We start from the raw sequence: 22,963 nt of genomic DNA on the forward strand, positions 1-22,963 counted from the left end.
TGCCGACATTCCTTCGACCTGAGCTGCTATCCTCGATCCGCAGCTTGCAAACCGTTCTCTTCGCACCATCGCCGCAGCGCAGTCCGGGTGGTTTCGTCGTGAAAGCGCTCCCACGCTTCGCCCGCACCGCGCTCTTGCAGCAGGCGAGCAAAGCCTTCGGTGTTGCGGTCGCGGAACTGGTCGCGGACAGTATCCTGATCGTCAGCCAAATGGATGGCGGCGAAGCGAAGGATGAGCCCGTCTCCGATGCCCAGCGTGCCCGCGGACGGCACCGAAACGTAGCCCTCGTCGGCACCTGACGCCGATGGCATGGGCGCTTCCTCGTCCATGTACTCGTCATTCAGGAGGTGGATCATGCCGGTTTCGCGCGACACCAGGGCGGTCACCGACCCGTCGCCGTCTTCCACCATCATGGCTGCCCGTTCTAGTTCATCCAGATCGACTGTTGACATGGCTGATCCTGTGCAAGTAATCGGAACAAGGCAGTATGAAGCGCCTGCACGTGACGGGCGCACGGTTGGCAGGGATTGCACAGTTTCCAAGGAGGAATAACAGTGGCTCCAGCATCTGATTTAAACGAATCGCAGCGCAATGCATTACTGTCCTCACCCGGACCTGCGCGATTCAAGCATTTCATTGGGCGTGCAGCAGACTGCGAACGTCTGTGGGGCCTGCGCGATGCAGACGCTTGGGTATTCCTGGCGGACGACACCGGCGCACCAGGATTCCCTGTCTGGCCGCATCCAGACTACGCGACTGCTTGCGCCACCGGAACGTGGGCCGGATGCTTTCCTGCCGAGATCGACGTTTACGCGTTCACTGAAAAGTGGCTGCCCGATATGGCGGCACGGGAGGTTTCGGTAGCGGTGTTCCCTACGCCGACAGCGAGCGGCGTATGGATCAAGTCGGAAGAATTACGACAGTACCTGGTCGACGAGTTGGAAAAGTACGAATAAGCGCTCCCGCAACCCGCGCCAGGCGCAGGTTGCGGGCCTGGAGGATCAGAACGCGTAATCCACCTTCGCGTACATCGACCGTCCGTTAATGCCGAACGGGCAGGTCTCCCAGCAGTAGGTAAAGCCCAGTTGTGGGAACGGCGCCGCTTTCACCGGATCCCACTTGGTCGGGTAGGTGTCGAACACGTTGTTGACGCCCGCCGTCAGGCTCAGCTTCCTGGTGAAGTTGTAGCGCGCGGTCAGGTCGACGATCCACTTCGCATCCCAGGTCTGGATGAAGCCCGGCGTGAAGCCCTGGCCTTCGACTTCGCCGAAGTAGTTGGCGCGCGCCGTCGCGTTCCACTGTCCCACCGTGTAGTCGGCCGCCACCACGTGGTGCTGGCGCGGCTGGCCCTTCTCGATCAGCGTCACCTGGGTGTCGTCGAACAGCTGGGCGCCGCTCAGGACCGAGGACTGCGAGTGGCGGTCCTTCACCTTGGTGCGGTTGAAGCCCAGCTGGCCGGACAGCACCAGGGTCGAGCCTTGTCCGCGCGTGGTGTGCTGGGCCACCAGGTCGAAGCCGGTGGTGGTGGTGTCGATCGCGTTGGTGAAGAACTGGGCCTGGCCCACGCGCAGCGGATCGAGGATGGCCTTGATCGGGCAGGCCGCGGCGGTGGGGCAGGCGCCGGATTCCGGTGCGATGTTCGACGAGAACACGATGCGGTCGTCGATGTTGGTGCGGTACAGGTCCGCGGTCACCGAGAAGTTGCTGGTCGGGCGCAGGATCATGCCGACGCTGGCGCTCTTCGACGTTTCTTCCTGCAGCGGCGCGATGCCGAAGGCGCGGGTGACGGCACTGTTCTCGCGCGCGGTGAGCGTTTCGGTCAGCACGCCGGCGGCGTTCAGGTTGGTCGACACCGAACTGTAGAACTTCTGCTGCACGCCCGGGGCACGGAAGCCGGTCGACCCGGATGCGCGCAGGCCGACCAGGCGCGAGGGATCGTAACGGACACTCAGCTTGCCGATGGTGGTGTTACCGAAGTCGGAATAGCGTTCATGGCGCACCGCCGCGCCGAGCGACAGGGCGTCGCCCACCTTGCGTTCGAGGTCGACGTAATAGGCGGTGTTGTGGCGTCCGTCGTCCACTTCGGTGCCCGGGGTGTAGCCGGGGAAGCCCTGGATGCCGGAGGCAGCGATGCCGCCCGACTGGTCGCGGATGATCTTGCGCGGGTCGTTGGTGCGGCCGTACTGGTAGGAGACCGGGTCGCCCGCCACGATCTGGTAGTTATCCCGGCGCCATTCGAAGCCGGTGCCGATGTAGAGCGGCGCGCCGGCGAAGTCCACCGAGCCCTTGAAGTCGAGGTTGAGGGTGGTCTGGTCGAACTTCAGCTTGCCGGTGTCGGCCTCCAGCGGCGAGCTGCCGTTCTCGTAGTAGTAGCTGACGTTGATCGAGTTACTCTCGTGGAAACCGAGTTCGCTGCGGCCGTGGTTCAGGCTCAGGTCCACGCTCCAGTCGTTCGCCAGGTCGTGCTTGTAGCCGACCGCCAGCGAGGCATCCTTGACGGTGGTGTTGATGTTCGGCAGGAAGCCATTCGGATACACGGCCGGTACGTTGCGCGCGTCGCCGGCCGAGCGGAAGAAGCCGGCCGCGTCGCCCGTGCGTTTGGATGCGCCGCCGAAGGCATAGAGCTCGCCGCCGCCGACCGGGAGGCCCGCGTTCAGCCACAGGTAGCCGTCCTTGGCCAGGCTGTCGCCGATGCGCTGGGTCACGCGCGGCGGGTTGACGCGGGCGGTGTCCACTCCTGCGCGGTTGGTCTCGTTGCGGCGCCGCCCTTCGACCGACAGGTTCAGGTAGCCGCCATCAAGCCCCAGCGGCATGCCCTTGTGCGCACTGGCGGTATAGGTGTCGCCGTCGCCTTCGCTGGTGGTGCCGGCGCTGGCGCTCAGCTGGGTGTCGGTGACGCCTTTTTTCAGCACGATGTTGATCACGCCGGCGATCGCATCCGAGCCGTATTGGGCGGCGGCGCCGTCGCGCAGCACTTCGATCGACTGGATGGCGGACAGGGGAATCGCATTGATGTCGGTGCCGGCCGAGCCGCGGCCGATGGTCTGCTGCACGTTGACCAGGGCCTGCTGGTGGCGGCGCTTGCCGTTCACCAGCACCAGCAGCTGGTCGGGGCCGAGGCCGCGCAGGGTGGCGGGGCGGATGATGTCGGTGCCGTCGCTGATAAACGTCGTCGTGAAGTTGAACGACGGGTCGAGGTCTTGCAGCACCTTGCCGAGTTCGAGCGAACCGGCCGACTGCAGGTCCTTCGCGCTGATCAGGCCCACCGGCACCGCGGTGTCGAGCGCCGTCTTGGCCTGGGTACGCGAGCCCAGCACGACCACGGTGGCCGGCTCTCCCTGGCTGTTCCGCGCTTCCTGCGCGAACGCCGATGCCATGGCCGATACCAGCGCAGTCGCCAGCAATACCCGTTTCTTCGGTTGATTCACCATCTTGTCCCCTTGGTTGATTAGTCCATCACGAAAACTATTTCTCCTATAACTACAGCGAATTGATTTTGATTAAACCTTTCCGTAAGTACAAGTGTCAACTGTGCAAAATGCAACACTTTTAGATGATTCGCTCTATTCACAAACGATGGTTTGCACCCATGGCGGGTAATCGTCGAAGTGCATACCAAATTGGCTTTTTCAGCCTCGCAAGCCTTGCCTACAATGGGTTTCCGGCCGATGGCCGCCACTTCTGGAGCATCGATTGACGCATGCATTTGCCCTTCACGGCCGTATGGCCGCCGCCCTGCTCGCGTTCGCACTGTCCGGTCCGACCCATGCGTCGGTCCCATCGGACACCATCAAGGTCGGCGACTACCGGGTGGAAGCGGGGACAGCGGGTTCGGGCCGCTACACGGTGATCCTGGAAGCGGGCTTTGGGCGCAACAAGGACGTCTGGAGCAGGGTGACGCTCCCCCTGGCCAAGTCGGCGAAGTTGATGAGCTACTCGCGTGCGGGGCACGGCAACTCGGATCCGCGCCCGGAGGCGCCGACCATCGCGGCGCGCACCAATGAACTGGAACAGCTGATCGCCAAGCTGGATCTCAAGCCGCCCTTTGTGCTGGTCGGGCATTCCTATGGCGGCTTCCTGATCCGCAGCTACGCCGCGCGCCACCCGGAGCAGGTGGCGGGCATGGTCTTCGTCGATCCGAGCGACGAGCAATTCAATGTCGAGCTGCGCAAGCTCGATAGCGCCGCCGTCGACAAGGACACCAAGCTCACCGAGCAGTTCATGCCGCCCAGGTTCCACCCCGAGCTGCGCAGCGTGCAGGCGGTGCTGGAGACCGGCAAGCTGCCCTTCGCCGGCGCGCTGCCCGACGTGCCGGTGGCGGTCCTGACCTCGGTGCAGAAGCGCGAGCAGCCGCAGCTCTTCCTCGAAACCCCGGCAGCGGTGCAGGTGTGGCGCGGGCTGCACGAACGCTTCTTCCGCAACTTCAGCAACGGCAGCCACATCGTGACCGCCGAGAGCGGCCACAACATCCACCAGGAGCAGCCGCAACTGGTCGTGGCGGCGGTCGAGGGCGTGATCGCCGCTGCTGAAGGCGTGCGCGTCAAGCGCGAGCGCGAACAGGCGCGCGCCGGGTTGCTGCGTCATCTGGAGCTGGGCGGTTCCGATGCGGCGATGGTGGCGGCGCTGGAAGCGAGCGGCCTCTCGGAATGGGATGCCAACCGTCTGGGCTACGAGCTGCTCGGAGCGCGCAAGCAGCCGGTGCTGGCGGAGCGCCTGATGCGCGCAGGCGCCAGCCGCTTCAACACCTCGGACAACATGCAGGACAGCTACGGCGAAGTACTGCTGGCGACGGGCAAGCCGCTGGAGGCCAGGCTGCAGTTCATGAAGGCGATCACGCTGGCCGAGGCGCAGGGCAAGGGCGACAAGGTGCTGGCGGGCTACCGCGCCAACCTGGCCAAGGCCGAGGGCGCGATGGCGCGCTGAAGCGCGCTATGCGTGGTCGCGCATCCACTCCTTGAGCCCATCGACCCACTTCTTGGCCGGCAGGTTGAGATGGCGACGGATCTCGCCGGCGCGTTCGTACAGCAGCGAGAAATCCAGCTGCGGCGCGTTCTTGAAGGCCAGGACTACGATGTTCGCGTCGTGCACCTCGGGCAGCCAGACCACGGCGTCGAACACCTGCTGCATGGTGAGCAGGTTCTTGTCGTAGCTGCTGACGTCGCCGAACACGTTGGCGGTCATGATCCCGTCCTCCTTCAGGCAGTCGTGGCAGCCCTGGTAGAACTCGTGCGAATCGAGCACCGGGCCGCGCGCGTCGTGGTCGTAGAGGTCGACCTGCAGCACGTCGACCTGGCCGTGGTTGCCGGCATCGAGCACGAAGTCGAGCGCATTCATTTCGCGCACGTCCAGCCGGCCGTCGTTCTCGGGCAGGCCGAACAGCGCACGGCAGATCGCGATCACGTTCGGATTGAGCTCGGCAGTCGTCACGCGCGCCTGCGGGAAGCGCCGGTAGCAGAACTTGGTCAATGCCGCGCTGCCCAGTCCCAGCTGGACGATGCGGCGCGGGTCCTGGATGAACAGCGTCCACATCATCATCATCTGGACGTATTCGAGTTCGATCGCATCCGGTTTCGACAGGCGCATGGCGCCCTGCACCCAGGAGGTGCCCAGGTGCAGGAAGCGCACGCCATCGAATTCGTCGATGGTGGCGGGCGGGTGGCCGGGCTGGGCGAAACGGGGATCGATGCGGGCGTAGGAAGGGGGCATGGCAGCCGAATGATACCGTAGGGTGGTCGGCTTCGCCGACCGCGCGTCCAATCGGAACGGGCGCTGCCACAATGCGTCCGGGAGTTGAACGCGCGGTCGGCAGAGCGTGATCTGGTCCACTGGACCGTAATCTAGTCTACTGAACTAGATTACCCCCTACGCGACGCCGTTGCGCCCGAACTCGCGGAAGCCCTGGCGTTCGCCCAAGCAGTCGTAATAGGCCGCCACGTGGCGCAGGTCCGGCCGGTCCATCGGCGTCATCATCCAGCGGTTGACCGACAGGCCGAGCACTACGTCCGCCAGGGTAAAGCTGCTGCCCGCGGCATAGGCGCCGGTGGCGCGCAGCTGGGCGTCGAGGATGCCGATGTGGCGGTTCCACGCGGCGATGCTGGCTTCGATCTGGGCCGCGTCGCGGTGCGCGGCGCTGCCCCGGACCAGCGCCATGAAGGCGTAGCGCCAGGCCGTGTTCAGGTCGGTGGCCTGCCAGTCCATCCATTGCTCGACGCGGGCGCGGTCGCGTGGCCCGGCCGGCAGCAGGGCGCCTTCGCCCTGCTCGCCGTAGCGGTTGCAGAGGTAGCGGCAGATCGTGTTCGATTCCCACAGCACGAAGCCTTCGTCCACCAGCACCGGCACCAGCGCATTCGGGTTCAGGCCGGCGTGCTGCGCGTTCCAGTCCTCGCGTTCGAAAGGCAGGCCGAGTTCCATGCAGGTCCACAGCACCTTGCGTACGTTGATCGACGTGTCCTTGCCGATGATCTTCAGCATATGCGTCCTTTCTTGGTCATGGTGGCGGCATGCCGGGCGCCGCCGGCAGCGCTGGAAGGATGAGGGTGACGGCCAGGCCGCCGCCGTCGCGGTTCGACAGCAGGATGCGGCCGCCGTGGGCTTCGGCGATCTCGCGCGCCAGCGCCAGCCCGAGCCCGGTGCCGCTGCGCTTGGTGGAATAGAAGGGCACCAGCGCATTGGTGAGCACGGCCTCGCTCATGCCGGTGCCGCGGTCCAGCACGTCGATGCGGATGGCGTCCTGCACGCGCCGCACCTGCAGCTCGACGGCGTCGGGACTTGACCCGGATTCATGGGCGTTCTTGAGCAGGTTGAGCAGGGCCTGCTCCATCTGGGCGGCATCGATCCAGGCAGCTTCCTGGGGCAGTTCGCCAAGCTGGCGGAAGGCCACCTGGTCGGCCAGCCGGCCGACAAAGGCGCCCCAGGGCACCGCTTCCAGGCGCGGCGTGGGCAACTTGGCGAAGCGCGCGTAGCCGAGGATGAAAGTCTCCAGATGGCGGGTGCGCTCGCCGATGGTCTGCAGGATCTGCGGCAGGCGCTCGGTCTGGCCGCGCCGCACCAGTTCCGTGCCCGAGTGCGCGAGCGATGCCAAGGGCGCGAGCGAATTGTTCAGCTCATGGCTGATCACGCGGATCACCTTTTTCCAGGTCTGCACCTCCTGGCGCCGCAGTTCGGTGGTGAGGTGGCGCAACAGCAGCAGTTCGTGGCGCCGGCCGTTCAGGGTGAAGGCGCTTCGCGCCAGGTGATAGACCTCTTCTTCTTCCGACTCGCCGGCGGTGAACAGGCCGTCGCCGCCGCGCGCCAGCGCTTCCTTCAGGGCCGGCGAGGCGGTTTCCAGCACGGCGCCCAGCGCGTGGCCTTCGAGCTTGCGGCCTTCCGACAGCAGCTGGCGCGCCGCCAGGTTGGCGTAGACGATGGTGCCGGTGTTGCTGGCGAAATCGGTAATCAGGAGCATGGCCACCGGCGTGTTCTGCACCATGGTGTCGAGCAGCAGCTCGCGCTGGACCAGGCCGAGGCGCTGCTCGCGCAGCACCTGGCCGAGTGCATTGTGGGCGGCGATCAGGTCGGCCAGCTCGTCGTTCTGCGGCCAGTGCAGGCTGAAGGAAAAGTCGCCGTCGCGGTAGCTCGTCACCGTGCCCTCTAAGGCGCGGAACAGCGACAGGATCGGCTGGATCTGGGAGCGGATGGTGATGATGGCGATCGGGACGATCGCCGCCAGGCAGGCCAGGAAGACCAGGACCGGTTGTCCGGGGAAGAAGTGGTCCAGGCCGAGCGCGATCAGGATGCCGAGGGCGAGCAGGGTGCCGACCAGGGCCGACCAGCGCGTGACCAGCGAGAGGCGAAACCCGCGGCGCTCCTCCGCGCTCATGTCGGCCTGGCGATGCCGAGCCGTTCCATGCGCCGGTACAGGGCCTGGCGCGACAGGCCCAGCTCCGTGGATGCCTGGGACACCACGCCGCCGGCGCGCGCCAGTGCCTGCACGATGGCGTCGCGGTCGGGTTCCGCGTCGCCCGACTGCACCGCCGCCGCGGCGAGGGGCAGGCCGAGATCCGGCGCCTTGATGATGTCGCCTTGCGCCAGCAGGCTGGCGCGCGCCATCACGTTCTTCAGTTCGCGCACGTTGCCGGGCCAGGTATGGGCCAGCAGCGCGGCTTGCGCAGCCGGATGCAGGGTCTTCCCGCGCAAAAAGGAGAGCGCCAGCGGCAGGATGTCGCCCGGGCGGGCCGCGAGCGGCGGCAGGCGCAGCTCGATCACGTTCAGGCGGTAGAACAGGTCTTCGCGGAAGGTCCCGGCGCGGATCATGGCGCCGAGGTCCGCATTGGTGGCGCTGATCACGCGCACCTTGACCTGGCGCTCGCGGTTGGAGCCGAGGCGCTCGAAGCGTCCGGTTTCCAGCACGCGCAACAGCTTCATCTGGCCGGCCAGCGGCAGGTTGCCGATCTCGTCGAGGAACAGGGTGCCGCCGTCGGCCGCCTCGAACTTGCCTTCCCGCGCTTTCGAGGCGCCGGTGTAGGCGCCGGCGTCGGCCCCGAACAGTTCCGCCTCGATCAGCTCCGAGGGCAGGGCGCCGCAGTTGAGCACCACGAAGGGGCCATCGGCCACCTGCGAGTTGGCCTGGATGATCTCGGCGATGCGCTCCTTGCCGGTGCCGTTCGGGCCCGTGATCAGGACCGGCACGTCGGCGCGCGCCACCTGGCAGGCCAGGGTGAGCACGCGTTCGGTGGCCGGGTCCTGCCACACCAGGTTGCGCAGGTCGAAGTTCTGCTCCAGCTCACGCTTGGCCTTGCGTTCGCGCTGCAGGCGCTGGTTCAGGGCGCGGTTGGCCTGGCCCAGCTCGATCAGGTTGGTGACCGTGGTGAGCAGGCGTTCGTCGTTCCAAGGCTTGGACAGGTAGTCGGCGGCGCCGGCCTTGATCAGTTCCACCGCGGCGTCGAGGTGGGTCCAGGCGGTCAGCAGGATCACCGGCAGGTCCGGATGGCGCTTGCGGATCTCGCGGAACAGCGCCACGCCTTCTTCGCCCGAGGTGGTCTCGAGCGTGAAGTTCATGTCCTGGATGACCAGGTCCACGTGTTCGCGCCCGAGCACCTCCAGTCCTTCCTCGGGCGAGGCCGCGCGCAGCGAGGCGATGTCGTGGAGGGAGAACAGGACCTCGAGCGCGATCGTGACCGCGGCGTTGTCGTCGATGATCAATACAGTGGGCATGACGGCAAGTTTAGCACTGGTTTCTGTCAGGCACTACGCGTTGCCGTCGCCGGCGAGATGCTGGCCGCGCGCCATGCCGGTCCGTAGGCCGCCAGGATGCCGAGCGCCCAGAACACCACCGCGCCGCCGATCAGGTAGTGCGCCGGCAGGCGCGTCATCTCGAGCTTCGTCACCAGGAGGTGATTCAGGCTCAGGCCGACCAGCACGCCGCCGAACACGCCGGCGCTGGTGATCATGAAGTTCTCCATGATGAAGTAGCGCAGGATGTCGAGCTTGCGGGCGCCGAGGGCGCGGCGCACGCCGATCTGCTTGCGGCGCTGGGTGACCCACAGGCTGGCCATGCCGACGATGCCGCTGCAGGTGACCAGGAGCAGCAGCACGCTCACCGCGATCAGCATCCACGACAGCGCGACGTCCTGGCGGTAGCGGTTCTTGCGGTCTTCCTCGACCGTCTTGGCCTGCAGGATGAGCGGGGTCGCCGAGGACTTGCGCAGCGCTTCTTCCGCTTCCTTCATCACGCGGTCGCGCTGGCCGGCTTCGGTGCGCAGCGCATACAGGTTGCCGGGCGTGCCGTACAGGCGGGCCGGGACGATGGTGGCGAATTCGCCGCGCTCGCCCACTTCGCCATGGGCCGATTGCAGGCGCTCGACCACTCCCACCACCTGCGAGGACAGTGCGCTCGGGCCGGTGCCGAACCAGACCGGCTTGCCGATCGCCGAGGCGCCCGGCCACATCTTGTCGGCCAGCGCCTTGGTGACGAGCACCTGCTTGGGCAGCTCGCGCTGCTCGTTCTCGTTGACATCGACGATCTCGCCCGGTGCAAAGTCGCGTCCCTCGACCAGCTTCAGGCCGAAGGTCTTGACCAGCGAATCGCCCGACACGTACTGCGAGGCGACCGCGGTCTCGCGCTCCTGGCGCTGGTCGACAGCGACGCTGTTGTTGCTGCCGCTGCGCGACAGCGGCATCTGCGACACCTGCGCCACCGAGACCACGCCCGGCACCGCGCGCAGGATGTCGGTCTCGCGCTTGATCGTGGCCAGCATCTGCTCCGGGCCGTCGGTGTTCAGGTTGCGCACCGTGAAGTAGAAGGTGGAGGCTTCATCCAGCAGTCCGGACGGACGTGCCGCCACGGCGCGCCGCTCCTCGACGATGTGCAGGGCATTGGCCAGGATGCCCAGGCTCAGGCCGACCTGCAGCGCGACCAGGATCGGACCGGTTTTACTCCGCAGCAGGGCGGAAAAGATGGGACGGATTTCCATGTTGGTGTCTCGTAGTTGTCAGGACATTACTGCGATTTGAGTTGGATCGCCGGCGTCACCTGGCAGGCGCGCCAGGTCGGCAGCAGGCCGGCCAGCAGGGCGGCGGCGATCGACATGATGAAGGTCAGGATCAGCATTTCCCAGTCCATGCGGGCGATGGTCGCCATGCCCTTGCTCTGCATGCCGATCAGCGCCAGCGCGCCGAAGGCCAGCACCAGGCCGAGCACCCCGCCGACCAGGCCGACCACGCCGGTCTCGATCAGGAACTGCTTGAATACGTCGCTGCGCGAGGCGCCGAGGGCCCGGCGCACGCCGATCTCGGCGGCGCGCACCGAGAACTTCGCCAGCAGCAGGCCGATGGTGTTCACCAGGCACAGGATCAGGAAGCCGAACGCCAGCCAGGCCTGCAGCTTGCTGTCGTTGCCGACGACCTTCAACTCTTCCATCCATTCCATCACGTTGTACAGCTTGTTCGGCGCGTTGCGCTTCAGGCGGCCCAGCTTGCGCTGGTCGTTCGCATAGTTGTCGAGCCAGGACTGCAGCTCGGCGCGGTCGGAAGCGCTACGGGTCTCGAACCAGAACTGGATCCAGGTGCATTCCGAAGTCAGGAGGTTGGCAAAGCCCGGGTCGCGGTTGGCGCTGCAGTTCATGTTGCCGGAGTGGGACATCTCGTGGCGGATCGCGTTCGCGAAGGGAATGATGAATTCCTCTCCCTGGCCGAAGCGGCTGCCGCCGATCAGCTTGTAGTAGCGCGGCAGCGGATTCCATTTATCGATCACGCCGACCACGGTGTAGGGGAAGCCGCCGATGCGCAGCTGCTTGCCGACCGGGCTGGCTTCCCCGAACAGCTTTTCGGAGGTCTCGCGGCCCAGCACCACGACGTCGGCGCCGCGCTGGTCGTCCCCTTCCGTCCACGGCTGGCCATGCAAGAAGGGCACCTTGAACATCGCGAAGAAGTCGCGGGTCGGTGCGATGCCGCTGGCATTGAAGGCCGGGATGTCGGTGCGCGGCGGTTCGATCGGGCGCTGCATGCCGTACATGGCAGTGCGGCGCTCGCCCTGGCCGCTCTTGAGGAAGTTCATGCTGTCGATATAGCCCAGCTGGTCGTCGTTGGGGCCGTCGCTCGGCACCCAGCCTTCGACCGGGCCGTTGTCCACGTGCGGCACGAACAGGCGGTCGCTCTTTTCGGGGATCGGGTCGCCCGACATCATGTGCAGGATGGTGAGCGTGGAAACGCTGGCGGCCACGCCGATGGCCAGGGTCAGCACCATCAGGGCGGTCAGGGCCGGGTTGCGGCGCAGGCTGCGCACGCCCAGCTTGAAGTAGTAGGAGAACATGGCTGGGCGTCCTTATGCGTTGGCGGTGGCCTTGTCGACCAGGGTCGGGCCCTTGCGCACCAGGTCCGAGACCTGGCCGTCGATGATGTGCACGTTGCGGTGGGTGCGCACCGCCAGTTCCGGGTCGTGGGTCACCATCAGGATGGTGGTGCCGGCCGCGTTGATCTCTTCCAGCAGCTCCATCACGCCGCGCGCCATTTGCGTATCGAGGTTACCGGTCGGTTCGTCGGCCAGCAGCAGCTTCGGACTACCGGCCAGCGCGCGTGCGATCGCGACGCGCTGCTGCTGGCCGCCGGACAGCTCGGCTGGGTAGTGCTTCATGCGCGAGGCCAGGCCGACTTTCGACAGCGCGTCCTCGATGCGCTCCTTGCGCTCCTTGGCGTTGAAACCGCGGTAGCGCAGGGGGACGTCGACATTGTCGAACAGGTTCAGGTCGGGGATCAGGTTGAAGCCCTGGAAGATGAAGCCCAGCTTTTCGTTGCGCAGGCGCGAGCGGGCGCTGTCGTCCAGGCCCTTGACGTTGACGCCGTCCAGGATGTACTCGCCCGAGGTGAATTCCTCCAGCAGGCCGGCGATGTTCAGGAAGCTGGTCTTGCCGGAACCGGAAGGACCGGTCACGGTGACGAACTCGCCCGGCTTGACTTCGATCTCGAAGCCGCGCAGCGCGTGGGTCTCGATCATGTGGGTGCGGTACACCTTGCTCAGGTTGGTCATGCGCAGCATGGGATTCTCCTAGTTTCTGTTGGTCTTGTTCAGCGGTTGATGGAGACGCGCTCGGCGTTGTTGAAGCTGTCGGTGCCGGCGATGACGACCTTGTCGCCGGGCTTCACGCCCGACAGGATCTCGACGGCGGAAATGCTGGTGGCGCCCAGCTGTACCGGGGTGCGCACGGCGATGCCGTCACGCACCACGTAGGCATGGCGTCCGCCTTCGCTCTCGACGAAAGGCCCGCGCGGCAGCATCACCACGTTCGGCTTCTCTTCGATCAGGAGGCGTGCGGTCACGCGCTGGCTCTGGCGCAGGCCCTTGGGCTGCTCACCGTCGAAGCGCACGCGCGCCAGCACCTGGTTGCGCACCACTTCCGGCGACAGCGCCGACAGCTTGCCGGTCGCTTTCCCGCTCGGCAGGGTGATCTCGGCGTTCATGCCGAGGCCGATGTCGGCCACATAGGTTTCCGGAACCTCGACCTCGACTTCGAGCTTGGACAGGTCGACCAGGGTCATCAGGGGCGCGTTGGCGGCGACCACCATGCGGTTCTGGACGTTCAGGGTGCCGATGAAACCGTCGACCGGCGCGCGCACGGTCAGCTCGTCGACGCGGCGCTGGGCGTTGGCCAGCGACAGACGCTGGCGTTCCAGCTCGTTGATCTTGGTCTTCAGGGCCAGCTGGACGTCGTCGCTTTCCAGGCCGGCGGCCTGCGAAGCGTGGCGGGCGCGGATCTCGGCCGAGCTCAGGGCGTCCTTGGCGCGCTGGTAGTCGATCTTGGCGATGATGCCCACCTGGGCCACGCTCTCGTAGCGCTCCAGGGTGCGCTGGGCCGACAGGCGGTCGATCTCGGCGGTGTCGGCATCGCGCTTGGCCAGCAGCTTCTGCTTGCGCGCCAGGATCTGCTGGCGCGCCACCTCGGCCTTGAGCTGCTCGTAGCTCGAGGTCTCGCGCTTGAGTTCATCGGTCAGGTCGGGCGACTCCAGCACGGCCAGCACGTCGCCCTTCTTGACGGTGTCGCCGGCGGCGACCTTCAGGTTGACGGTGCTTGGTGCGGTCGAATACAGGGTCGGGCTGACGGCGGCCACGATGCGGCCGTTGACCGAGGCGTCGCGCACCAGGGTGCCGCGGGTGACTTCGGCGATGCGCAACCTGGCTTCGCTGACGGAGTGATCGCTGCTGGTCCAGGCGCCGAACACGGCGGCGCTGACGCTGAGAATGGCAACCGCGCCGCCTACCCATAGCGCACGGCGCTTGAGCTTGTGGACCGGTGCCGGAGTGAGGACGGCGTCTTGGTGTGAGGTATCGCGGATCATGGCATCTTCTAGTGACAACATTGGACGATGTTGTCAATGCACAATCCGTGCCAAGCACCAAGTGCTTGATTTTGCTGAGAATGTTATTGCTGCGTCCGGTGTCCGGACTGTCCGTCAATACATATGACGGACAGTCCGGCCGGACACCCGGTCTTCACTTTGGCGGTTTCTGCTTCTGCGCGTAGGTGCCCACGATCTCGCCCTTGCCGATCACATGGCCCTGCATCGCCTGCAGCAGCTGGTCGCGGTCGGCGCCGAACGGCACATCCAGCATGGTGTCGAGCGCATATACCTGGAAGTGGTAGTGGTGCGGCTTGTCGCCCACCGGCGGCTTCGGCCCGAAATAACCCATCGAGCCGCGCGTGTTGCGGCCCTGGAGCACGCCTTCCGGATCGGTCAGGCGCGGCTGTTCCTGCAGGCCTTCCGGCAGGCTGGTGACGTTCGCCGGGATGTTCCAGGCCAGCCAGTGCACAAACGGCGTGACCGGCTTCGCGTCCGGGTCTTCCATGACGATGGCGTAGGACTTCGCGTTCGGCACGGCGCGCCAGGCCAGGGCCGGCGAGACGCCATCGGCATACTCGCTGTATTTCTGGTCCATCGCGGCGTTCGCCTTGAAGCTGGGTGAGCTGACCGTGAGCGTGCCCTGCGACTGGGTCTCGGGACGCTTGTTCGCCAGCGGCACGCCATTGCCCTTGTTGGCCTGCTGCTGCATCGCGGCCGCCGGGGCCATCGCAGTCAGGTTGCCGGGCTTGCCGGCGCTGTGAGCGATGCGGTAGATGACGCCGTTGCCGTCGTCCGCCATCAGCAGCGAGCCGTCCTTGGCCCAGGCCAGGCCGACCGGGCGGGCGATGTGGGTTTTTCCGCCATCGGTCAGGAAGCCGGTGACGAAGGGCTCGACCGACTTCGGCTGGCCACCCGCGAAGCGCACCCGGACGATCTCGTAGCCCGAGGCCTGGGCGCGGTTCCAGGAACCGCGCATGGTGACGAACGCGTCGCCGCTGTATTGCGCCGGGAAGCCGCCGCGATGGCCGAACACCATCTGCATCGGCGCCGCATGGGCGGTGTAGCCCAGCACCATCGGCGTGCTCCGCGCCTTCCATTCTTCCTTCTTGATCTCGCCCACCGGGGTGCTCTGCGGGTAAATCTCGCCGGCGCCGTAGACGTGCGGCCAGCCGTACATCTTGCCCATCTCGATCTTGTTGATCTCTTCCTGCTGCTGCTCGTCGCCGAGGAAGTCGATGCCATGGTCGAAGGACCACAGCTCGCCGGTCTGCGGATGCCAGTCGAAGCCGATGGTATTGCGCAGCCCGGAGGCCCAGATGCTGCGCTGCTGGCCGTCCGGCGAGACGCGCAGGATGGTGGCGTTCTCGGGATTGCTCTCGTTGCAGGCATTGCAGGTGCTGCCCACGGTGATATACAGCATGCCGTCGGGGCCGACCGCGATGGTGCGGTTCGGGTGCTGGCCCGAATCCGGCAGGTCGCCCAGCAGGAGCTTGAGTTCGCCGAGGCGGCCATCGGGCCGGATGTCGGCCACGAACAGTTCCTTGACGGTGACGAGATAGAACTTGTTGTCCTTGATCGCCATGCCGTGGGCGCCGGCGCGGTTGGCCACCTCCAACGGCGCGCCATCAGCCTTGCCGTCGCCGTTGGCATCCTTCAGCAGCAGCACGTCGCCCTGGTCGCGCCGGCTCACATAGATGTCGCCGTTCGGCGCCACCGCGATGATGCGGACGTTCTTCAGGCCGGTGGCGAAGGGCGTGACCGTGAAGCCCTGGGGCGCGCGGATGCCCTTCATGCGCTCCGGCGTCGCTTCCACCTTGGCGGGCTTGAAGACGTTGGCGGTGGCGCTGGCGCGGGTGCCGTCGCCCTGCTGGGCGCAGGCGCTGCCAACTGCCATGGCCAGCACCGTCGTGGTGAGAACGCGTTTCATGAAGCGGTCCTTTCTTGTCATTCGTTATAGGGATACTTGTGCTCACTCATCCTGACATTTCCGGACTCGTCTGTATGTGGGGGAACGAACGCAGTTCGACGCCGCTGCGTGACAAAGCTTGAACATTCACGGGCAGGGTGGCTGTTACGATCACCGTATGCCCGCCATCCCTGCTTCGCTCCTGCGTCTTCTCCCCGACCGTCTCAATCCCGCCGCCGATCGCGAGCCGCCGGCGCACTTCTTCACGCCCGAGGAAATCGGCCGCCTGCACCGCGCAGGCGCAGACCCCGATACCGCGCTCGACGACCAGACCTGGCACGATCTGCTGCTGGAAGACTGGGAAGAGCGGCTGGCGCAGGGCAGCAGCATCTTTGGCCGCCAGATGCTGCATCGGCGCCTGCGCGCCGGGCTGGGTGACGCCGACTGCGCCGCCCTGACGGGACGCCTGCGTGGACTGCTGGACGATCCGGCGCGGCTCGACGCCCTGACTATGGCGCTGCGCCCGCTGCGCCATGCCGAAACCGAGGTCGCGGGCCTGCTGTTCGGCGACGAGGCGTTGCCGCAGGCGCCGGCATGGGTCCGATGGCTATGGGCGCTGCCGCTGTTCCTGCTGCTCTCGCTCGGCCTGCTGATTACCCAGCCGCTCGGCTGGATCGCCACGCTGGCCGCGGTCGCGCCCCTGATGGCGCTGCAGATTCGCTACCACCACCGCATCGACGCCTGGAAGAACACGCTGGAGAGCCTGAATGCGCTCCTGGCCGGCAGCCACGCGCTGGCGCAGCTGGGCGGCCCGCTGCTGGAAGCTTTCGTTGAAGCGCGTATGGAAGCGACGCGCCTGCATAAGCGCCTGGCGCGCCCGCTGCTGCTGCGCATGATCCCCGGCGGCGACGCCTACCTGAACTGGTTCGCTGCCCATAACGTCAGCCGCTACTGGAAGACCATCCGCATCGTGGAGGCGTCGCGCGACTTCCTGCGTGCCTGCTACCTGCAGGGGGCCGAACTGGAAGCCGACGTCACGCTGGCGCGCCACCTGCGCACCCGGGCGCACTGGTGCTGGGCCGAGCGCTCGGCGCCGCGCGCCCTGGTGCTGGCGGACGGCATCCACCCGCTGATGGACGGGCCAGCCCGCTGACGGTTGGCCTGGACGGGCAGGGCGCCTTCATCTCCGGCCAGAACGCCTCGGGCAAGAGTACATTTTTACGCATGGTGGGCCTGAACCTGGTCGCGGCGCGCGCCTTCGGCTTCTGCTACGCGAGAGAGGCGCGCCTGCCGGCGCTGCCGGTGCGCGCCAGCATGCAGAACGAGGATTCGCTGCTGGGCGGCGAAAGTCTCTATATGTCGGAGCTGCGCCGGGCGCGCGAACTGCTGGAAGCCGGCCGCCGCACGGCCGGCATCTGCCTGATCGACGAGGTCTTCCGCGGCACCAACCACCTGGAATCGGTGTCCGCCGCCGCTGCAGTGCTGGAAGCGCTGTGCGAGCGCGACCTGGTGCTGGTGTCCTCGCATAACCTGGTGCTGGCGCGCATCCTGGCCGGCAAGCTGGATGCCTTCCGCATCGACACTACAAGCGGTGCGCCGGTGCTCAAACCGGGCGTGCTGCGCGAACCGAACGGCATCGCCCTGCTGTCTACCCAGGGCTTCGGCGCCCGCATCGAGGGTAGGGCGGCCGAGGTGGCGCGCTGGTTGAGCACGCACCTGGCGGAGCCGGAGCCGGCTGCCGTCAACGCCGCTTGAGCGGCTTGCCGTTCGCGATCACCTCGCGGCAGTCGCCGCGCATGGTGGCGTCGTCGTAGTCGGTCCAGCCGTAGCTGTCGACGTAGCGCTTGTGGCGCTTCAGCGCCGGGTTGACGAAGCTGCGGTCGAGCTGCTCGCCGGGGTAGCGGATGTCGGCCATGTCGAGCAGGGTGTGGAACATGTTCTCGGTCGAGAGCCGGGCGCCGCGGTGGCGGCGCAGCTGCGCGACCTTGTCCGGGAAGCGCTCGCCATAGCTGCCTGAATACCAGACAAAGGCCGGCACGTGGAATTCGTACTGCGTGTTGTGGCCGTGGAAGCCCAGCGTGCACGACTTGTCGTATAGCGTCTGGCCATGGTCGGCCACGTACAGCATGGAGGCCGGCAGGCCGCTGTCCTTCAGCACACCAATCACGTTGGCCAGGAACCAGTCGGTGTACAGGATGGCGCTGTCGTAGCTGTTGTTGATCTGCGGTTCGATGCGCGGGTCGGTGTAATTGGGCTTCTCCATCTGCTGGAGCGACGGGAGCCAGCGGTCGAATTCCTTTGGGTAGCGGTGGCCGTAATTCCAGTGGCTGCCCAGGGTGTGCAGCACCACCAGCACTTTCTGGGCCGGATCGGCGACTGCGCGCCGCAGCGGGTCGAGCAGCACCGCGTCCAGGTTGGAGGCGCCCGAAACGCCGCCCAGGTTCAGGAACAGGACCTCGTCGGCCTCCTGTGCGAACACCGACACCGGGGTGTCGAACTTGCCGAACGAGACCTGGTTCGAGATCCAGAAGGTCTTGAAGCCGGCTTCCTTGAAGGCCGAAAGGAAGGATTTTTCCGAGAAGCCGTCCTTCAGGCTCTGCATCGCGGGCTTGCGCGAGATGATCACCGGGACCGACAGGCGCGTGGCCGACACCGGCGTGATCACGTCCTTCAGCATGACCAGATTGTCTTCCTTGCCGAGCAGCGGATTGGTCTCGCGCGTGTAGCCGTTCAGGCTCCAGCGGTCGAAGCGCGAGGATTCGCCCAGCACCAGCACCACGACCTGGGGGCCGTGCTCGTCGCCCGACTGCGTCGCATGGAAACGGAAGGCGGCGCTGCGCCGGTTCAGCTCGGCCAGGTAGACCCGCTCCTTATAGAAGTCGACGCCGCGCGCGCTCAGGCCGAAAGGCCAGGAGCGGGAGACCAGCGCCAGGTCGACCGGCGGCCTGGCCCAGCCGGGCAGGGACGGCCAGGCCAGCGCCACCGCGCAGGCGCCGAGCGCTGCCAGGACCGCCCAGCGCGAGCGGTCGGCCCAGTCGAAATCGCGGCTGCGCCAGGCCACCGCCCAGGTCGAACCGAACCACAGCAGCACCCCCAGCAGCACGGCGCCCAGCAGCCAGGCTTTCCCGCCCAGGAATTCCAGCGCCTCGCTGGGACTGGTCTCGGCGATGACGCCGAGGTGGTGGGTCGAGATGCCCTGTCCATAATAGACAAGCAGGTAGAGCTCGACCGGCAGCGCCAGGAAGGCCGGCAGCAGGGCCCAGTGGAACCAGGCCGGCCGCTTGCACAGGGCCCAGGCCGCGATCCAGGAGAAAATGCCGGCGCCGAACAGCTGCCAGGCACTGCCGTCCTGCGCGCCGCCCGTGCCCAGCAGGCGGGCGGCGAAGGGCATGCTCGAGAGCAGCGCATAGCTCAGCAGCAGGTAGAGGTTGGCGGGACGCAGGAGGCGGGACATTCGGCTCGGTTGGCGGGGAAATCGGCTATTATCCCGTCTTTATCGCCGGAAATACACTGTCTTGCCAGCATCGAACCAGGCTGGTTTGTCGCAAGCTTGCCACATCTGCCACGGTAAACCGCCGTTAACCCCGGCCGCGGGCTTGACCGGCGGGCAAAGCGGTTGACCCACTTGCGCATCGGGTCTATACTCGCGAGTTCTCGATTTATTCTGCACATGGTATACGCATTCGCGGCCGCTCCTTCGGTGAGTGGCTTTCGTCGCCTCTGCTGTGGGGGAGAATCCGGGACTAGGTTTCAGTCCCCGGGCCAGCGCAACACCGGCCTGGGTCATCAACGTAGTAACTTTGTTGGATTTTTGAACGATGCCAACCATCAATCAACTGATTCGCAAGCCGCGTGAAGCCGCGGTTGTGAAGAGCAAGTCGCCGGCACTGGAAAACTGCCCGCAAAAGCGCGGCGTTTGCACCCGTGTCTACACCACGACCCCGAAGAAGCCGAACTCGGCACTGCGTAAGGTCGCTAAAGTTCGCCTGACCAACGGTTTCGAAGTCATTTCGTACATCGGCGGTGAAGGCCACAACCTGCAAGAGCACAGCGTCGTCCTGATCCGCGGCGGCCGTGTGAAAGACTTGCCGGGTGTGCGTTACCACATGGTCCGCGGCGCACTGGATACCCAGGGCGTGAAAGACCGTAAGCAGGCTCGCTCGAAGTACGGTGCAAAGCGCGCCAAAGCTGGCGCCAAGAAGTAATCCTGCCCTGTCACAGACAGGTCACATTAAAAAGTTAAGTTGAGCCGGCCGGAAGGCCGAGTAAGTGAAAGATCATGAGGGTCTTTCGCGAGTGCGGACCCCGCACTCAACTGAAGATAGGAAGGAATTGAAATGCCACGTCGTCGTGAAGTACCCAAGCGCGAAATCCTGCCGGATCCAAAATTCGGCAACACCGATGTCGCCAAGTTCGTCAACGTTCTGATGCTGTCCGGTAAAAAATCGGTCGCTGAAAACATCATCTACGGTGCGTTCGAATACATCCAGTCCAAATCGGGCAAAGACCCGCTGGAAGTGTTTACGACCGCGATCAACAACGCCAAGCCGATGGTGGAAGTCAAGTCCCGCCGCGTCGGTGGCGCCAACTACCAGGTGCCAGTGGAAGTTCGTCCGGTTCGTCGTATGGCGCTGTCCATGCGTTGGTTGCGCGAAGCCGCAAACAAGCGCAGCGAAAAATCCATGCCGCAACGCCTGGGTGGTGAACTGATGGAAGCGGCTGAGATGCGCGGTGGCGCAATGAAGCGCCGTGACGAAGTGCACCGCATGGCAGAAGCGAACAAGGCGTTCTCGCACTTCCGCTTCTAAGCACATGGCCAAACCCCTTCGGGTGGTGCGGCCTGCAGTATCCGTTGTTCAGGCCGGGCGCGTTTTGATCCTCAAAATGTTGCCCGGTTTTGTCCATTCAAAGATTTAGGAAAAATTATGGCACGCACTACCCCCATTGAGCGCTACCGCAACATCGGTATTTCCGCTCACATCGACGCCGGTAAAACGACGACCACCGAGCGCATCCTGTTCTACACGGGTGTGAACCACAAGATCGGTGAAGTGCACGACGGCGCCGCTACCATGGACTGGATGGAGCAGGAGCAAGAGCGCGGTATTACCATTACCTCGGCAGCGACGACCTGCTTCTGGAAGGGTATGGCCAACAACTTCGAGCCGCACCGCTTCAACATCATCGATACCCCGGGCCACGTCGACTTCACCATCGAAGTGGAACGTTCGATGCGCGTCCTGGACGGCGCATGCATGGTCTACTGCGCAGTCGGCGGCGTGCAGCCGCAGTCGGAAACCGTGTGGCGTCAGGCTAACAAGTACAAGGTTCCGCGTCTGGCGTTCGTCAACAAGATGGACCGTACCGGTGCGAACTTCTTCAAGGTGTACGAGCAGATGCGCGCCCGCCTGAAGGCCAACCCGATCCCGCTGCAGATCCCGATCGGCGCCGAAGACAACTTCAAGGGCGTGGTCGACCTGGTCAAGATGAAGGCGATCCTCTGGGACGACGCTTCGCAGGGCATGAAGTTCGACTACGTCGACGTGCCGGCCGAGCTGGTCGCTTCGGCCAACGAGTGGCGCGAGAAGCTGGTCGAAACCGCCGCTGAAGCGTCGGAAGACCTGATGAACAAGTATCTCGAAGAAGGCGAACTGTCGGAAGCCGAGATCAAGAAGGCGCTGCGCGAGCGCACCATCAACGGCGAAATCGTCCCGATGATGTGCGGCACCGCATTCAAGAACAAGGGCGTGCAGGCAATGCTGGACGCGGTCATCGAATACCTGCCGTCGCCAGTGGACATCCCGCCGGTCGGTGGTACCGATGAAGACGACCAGCCGGTCACCCGCAAGGCTGACGACAGCGAGAAGTTCGCTGCGCTGGCATTCAAGATCATGACCGACCCGTTCGTCGGCCAGCTGATCTTCTTCCGCGTGTACTCGGGCGTCATCAATTCGGGCGACACCGTCTACAACCCGATCAAGGGCAAGAAGGAACGCGTCGGTCGTATTCTGCAGATGCACGCCAACCAGCGTGAAGAGATCAAGGAAGTCCGCGCAGGCGACATCGCCGCAGCAGTCGGCCTGAAAGAAGCAACCACCGGCGAGACCCTGTGCGATCCGTCGGCACCGATCATCCTCGAAAAGATGGTGTTCCCGGAGCCGGTCATCCAGCAGGCAGTCGAGCCGAAGACCAAGGCTGACCAGGAAAAGATGGGCCTGGCACTGAACCGTCTGGCTCAGGAAGACCCGTCGTTCCGCGTGCGTACCGACGAAGAATCGGGCCAGACCATCATCGGTGGTATGGGCGAGCTGCACCTGGAAATTATCGTTGACCGCATGAAGCGTGAGTTCAACGTGGAAGCAACCGTCGGCAAGCCGCAGGTTGCATACCGCGAAACCATCCGCAAGGCAGTCACCGACGTCGAAGGCAAGTTCGTCAAGCAGTCGGGCGGTCGCGGCCAGTACGGTCACGCTGTCCTGTCGATCGAGCCGCAAGAGCCGGGCAAGGGCTTCGAATTCGTCGACGCCATCAAGGGCGGTGTGGTTCCTCGCGAATACATCCCGGCAGTCGAGAAGGGTGTGCGCGAAACCCTGACCGCCGGCGTGCTGGCTGGTTACCCGGTGGTTGACGTGAAAGTCACCCTGACCTTCGGTTCGTACCACGACGTCGACTCGAACGAAAACGCGTTCCGCATGGCGGGCTCGATGGCGTTCAAGGACGGCTGCCGTAAAGCGAATCCGGTCATCCTCGAGCCGATGATGGCCGTGGAAGTGGAAACGCCGGAAGACTACGCCGGTTCCGTGATGGGCGACCTGTCGTCCCGCCGCGGTATGGTGCAGGGCATGGACGAAATCCCGGGCGGCGGCGGCAAGATCATCAAGGCCGAAGTCCCGCTGTCGGAAATGTTCGGTTACTCGACCTCGCTGCGTTCGGCGACCCAGGGCCGTGCGACCTACACGATGGAGTTCAAGCACTATTCGGAAGCTCCGAAGCACGTGATCGACGCTATCGTGACCGCGAAAGCCAAGTAATAAAACAATCGGAAACGGGCGCCACCTGGCGTCCGTTTCCAGGCAAGCTTAAAACACAAATAAATCGTTTCTTTTAAAGGAAGATAGGAAATGGCAAAGGAAAAATTCGAACGGACCAAGCCGCACGTCAACGTCGGCACCATCGGTCACGTTGACCACGGCAAAACCACCCTGACGGCTGCAATCGCAACCGTTCTGTCGAAGAAGTTCGGCG

General features: G+C 65.2%; 20 protein-coding genes. 8 read left to right on the top strand and 12 right to left on the bottom strand.

All coding sequences use genetic code 11. The annotated features are described in order from the left end of the window. Window positions 1-26: 26 nt before the first annotated feature. A complete protein-coding gene (locus tag LK539_RS22805; protein WP_227803362.1) occupies window positions 27-452 on the bottom strand; it encodes a hypothetical protein in 426 nt (141 codons plus the stop codon). 102 nt (window positions 453-554) lie between these two features. On the opposite strand from LK539_RS22805, the gene LK539_RS22810 reads away from it, so the two are divergent. Then, the gene (locus LK539_RS22810; RefSeq protein ID WP_227803363.1) at window positions 555-956 is read left to right on the top strand and encodes a DUF2750 domain-containing protein; all 402 of its coding nucleotides are present in this window, start codon (window positions 555-557) and stop codon (window positions 954-956) included. 45 nt (window positions 957-1,001) lie between these two features. On the opposite strand, the gene LK539_RS22815 is transcribed toward LK539_RS22810, so the two are convergent. Continuing rightward, window positions 1,002-3,431, bottom strand: coding sequence for a TonB-dependent siderophore receptor (locus tag LK539_RS22815; protein WP_227803364.1), 2,430 nt, complete (start codon window positions 3,429-3,431; stop codon window positions 1,002-1,004). Between the two features lie 262 nt (window positions 3,432-3,693). Between LK539_RS22815 and LK539_RS22820 the strand changes: the two genes are divergently transcribed. After that, entirely contained in the window at window positions 3,694-4,923 is a 1,230-nt protein-coding gene (locus tag LK539_RS22820; RefSeq protein ID WP_227803365.1) for an alpha/beta fold hydrolase, read from the top strand. Between the two features lie 6 nt (window positions 4,924-4,929). Here the strand turns inward: LK539_RS22820 and LK539_RS22825 are convergent, their stop codons facing one another. The 9 genes from LK539_RS22825 to LK539_RS22865 form a co-directional block, all read right to left on the bottom strand. After that, window positions 4,930-5,706 carry a spermidine synthase gene (locus LK539_RS22825; RefSeq protein WP_227803366.1) on the bottom strand — a complete coding sequence of 259 codons (777 nt, stop codon included), beginning with the start codon at window positions 5,704-5,706 and terminating at the stop codon, window positions 4,930-4,932. Window positions 5,707-5,862: 156 nt separating this feature from the next. Then, on the bottom strand, window positions 5,863-6,471 hold the full coding sequence (locus LK539_RS22830; protein ID WP_227803367.1) for a glutathione S-transferase family protein: 609 nt from the start codon (window positions 6,469-6,471) through the stop codon (window positions 5,863-5,865). A 16-nt stretch (window positions 6,472-6,487) separates the two neighbouring features. Next, on the bottom strand, window positions 6,488-7,858 hold the full coding sequence (locus tag LK539_RS22835) for a PAS domain-containing sensor histidine kinase (RefSeq protein ID WP_227803368.1): 1,371 nt from the start codon (window positions 7,856-7,858) through the stop codon (window positions 6,488-6,490). After that, window positions 7,855-9,192 carry a sigma-54 dependent transcriptional regulator gene (locus tag LK539_RS22840; RefSeq protein ID WP_227803369.1) on the bottom strand — a complete coding sequence of 446 codons (1,338 nt, stop codon included), beginning with the start codon at window positions 9,190-9,192 and terminating at the stop codon, window positions 7,855-7,857. The genes LK539_RS22835 and LK539_RS22840 overlap by 4 nt, the downstream gene beginning before the upstream one ends. A gap of 26 nt (window positions 9,193-9,218) precedes the next feature. Beyond that, window positions 9,219-10,451 carry an ABC transporter permease gene (locus tag LK539_RS22845; RefSeq protein WP_227803370.1) on the bottom strand — a complete coding sequence of 411 codons (1,233 nt, stop codon included), beginning with the start codon at window positions 10,449-10,451 and terminating at the stop codon, window positions 9,219-9,221. A gap of 26 nt (window positions 10,452-10,477) precedes the next feature. Then, window positions 10,478-11,788: an ABC transporter permease gene (locus LK539_RS22850; RefSeq protein ID WP_227803371.1), complete on the bottom strand. Its 1,311-nt coding sequence runs from the start codon at window positions 11,786-11,788 to the stop codon at window positions 10,478-10,480. A 12-nt stretch (window positions 11,789-11,800) separates the two neighbouring features. Further along, window positions 11,801-12,511, bottom strand: a complete 711-nt coding sequence (locus tag LK539_RS22855; protein WP_227803372.1) for an ABC transporter ATP-binding protein — start codon at window positions 12,509-12,511, stop codon at window positions 11,801-11,803. Between the two features lie 29 nt (window positions 12,512-12,540). After that, window positions 12,541-13,809: an efflux RND transporter periplasmic adaptor subunit gene (locus LK539_RS22860; protein WP_227803373.1), complete on the bottom strand. Its 1,269-nt coding sequence runs from the start codon at window positions 13,807-13,809 to the stop codon at window positions 12,541-12,543. Between the two features lie 154 nt (window positions 13,810-13,963). Continuing rightward, on the bottom strand, window positions 13,964-15,739 hold the full coding sequence (locus LK539_RS22865) for a YbhB/YbcL family Raf kinase inhibitor-like protein (protein WP_227803374.1): 1,776 nt from the start codon (window positions 15,737-15,739) through the stop codon (window positions 13,964-13,966). Window positions 15,740-15,896: 157 nt separating this feature from the next. On the opposite strand from LK539_RS22865, the gene LK539_RS22870 reads away from it, so the two are divergent. Continuing rightward, window positions 15,897-16,871: a hypothetical protein gene (locus LK539_RS22870; protein WP_227803375.1), complete on the top strand. Its 975-nt coding sequence runs from the start codon at window positions 15,897-15,899 to the stop codon at window positions 16,869-16,871. 71 nt (window positions 16,872-16,942) lie between these two features. Next, window positions 16,943-17,473, top strand: coding sequence for a hypothetical protein (locus tag LK539_RS22875; RefSeq protein WP_229520915.1), 531 nt, complete (start codon window positions 16,943-16,945; stop codon window positions 17,471-17,473). On the opposite strand, the gene LK539_RS22880 is transcribed toward LK539_RS22875, so the two are convergent. Continuing rightward, window positions 17,460-19,172, bottom strand: a complete 1,713-nt coding sequence (locus LK539_RS22880; protein ID WP_227803377.1) for a phosphoethanolamine transferase — start codon at window positions 19,170-19,172, stop codon at window positions 17,460-17,462. The genes LK539_RS22875 and LK539_RS22880 overlap by 14 nt on opposite strands. A gap of 364 nt (window positions 19,173-19,536) precedes the next feature. Here LK539_RS22880 and rpsL point away from each other — a divergent pair, with 364 nt between their 5' ends. The 4 genes from rpsL to LK539_RS22900 form a co-directional block, all read left to right on the top strand. Next, window positions 19,537-19,923 carry a 30S ribosomal protein S12 gene (gene rpsL, locus LK539_RS22885; protein WP_027867278.1) on the top strand — a complete coding sequence of 129 codons (387 nt, stop codon included), beginning with the start codon at window positions 19,537-19,539 and terminating at the stop codon, window positions 19,921-19,923. A gap of 132 nt (window positions 19,924-20,055) precedes the next feature. After that, window positions 20,056-20,526 carry a 30S ribosomal protein S7 gene (gene rpsG / locus LK539_RS22890; protein WP_159698381.1) on the top strand — a complete coding sequence of 157 codons (471 nt, stop codon included), beginning with the start codon at window positions 20,056-20,058 and terminating at the stop codon, window positions 20,524-20,526. Between the two features lie 117 nt (window positions 20,527-20,643). Next, on the top strand, window positions 20,644-22,749 hold the full coding sequence (fusA, locus tag LK539_RS22895) for an elongation factor G (protein WP_227803378.1): 2,106 nt from the start codon (window positions 20,644-20,646) through the stop codon (window positions 22,747-22,749). 90 nt (window positions 22,750-22,839) lie between these two features. Further along, window positions 22,840-22,963 (top strand): GTP-binding protein (locus LK539_RS22900; RefSeq protein WP_227803300.1); only part of this gene is annotated, 124 nt, incomplete at its 3' end.

The organism is Massilia sp. IC2-476, assembly GCF_020707295.1.
GTDB lineage: Bacteria > Pseudomonadota > Gammaproteobacteria > Burkholderiales > Burkholderiaceae_D > Telluria.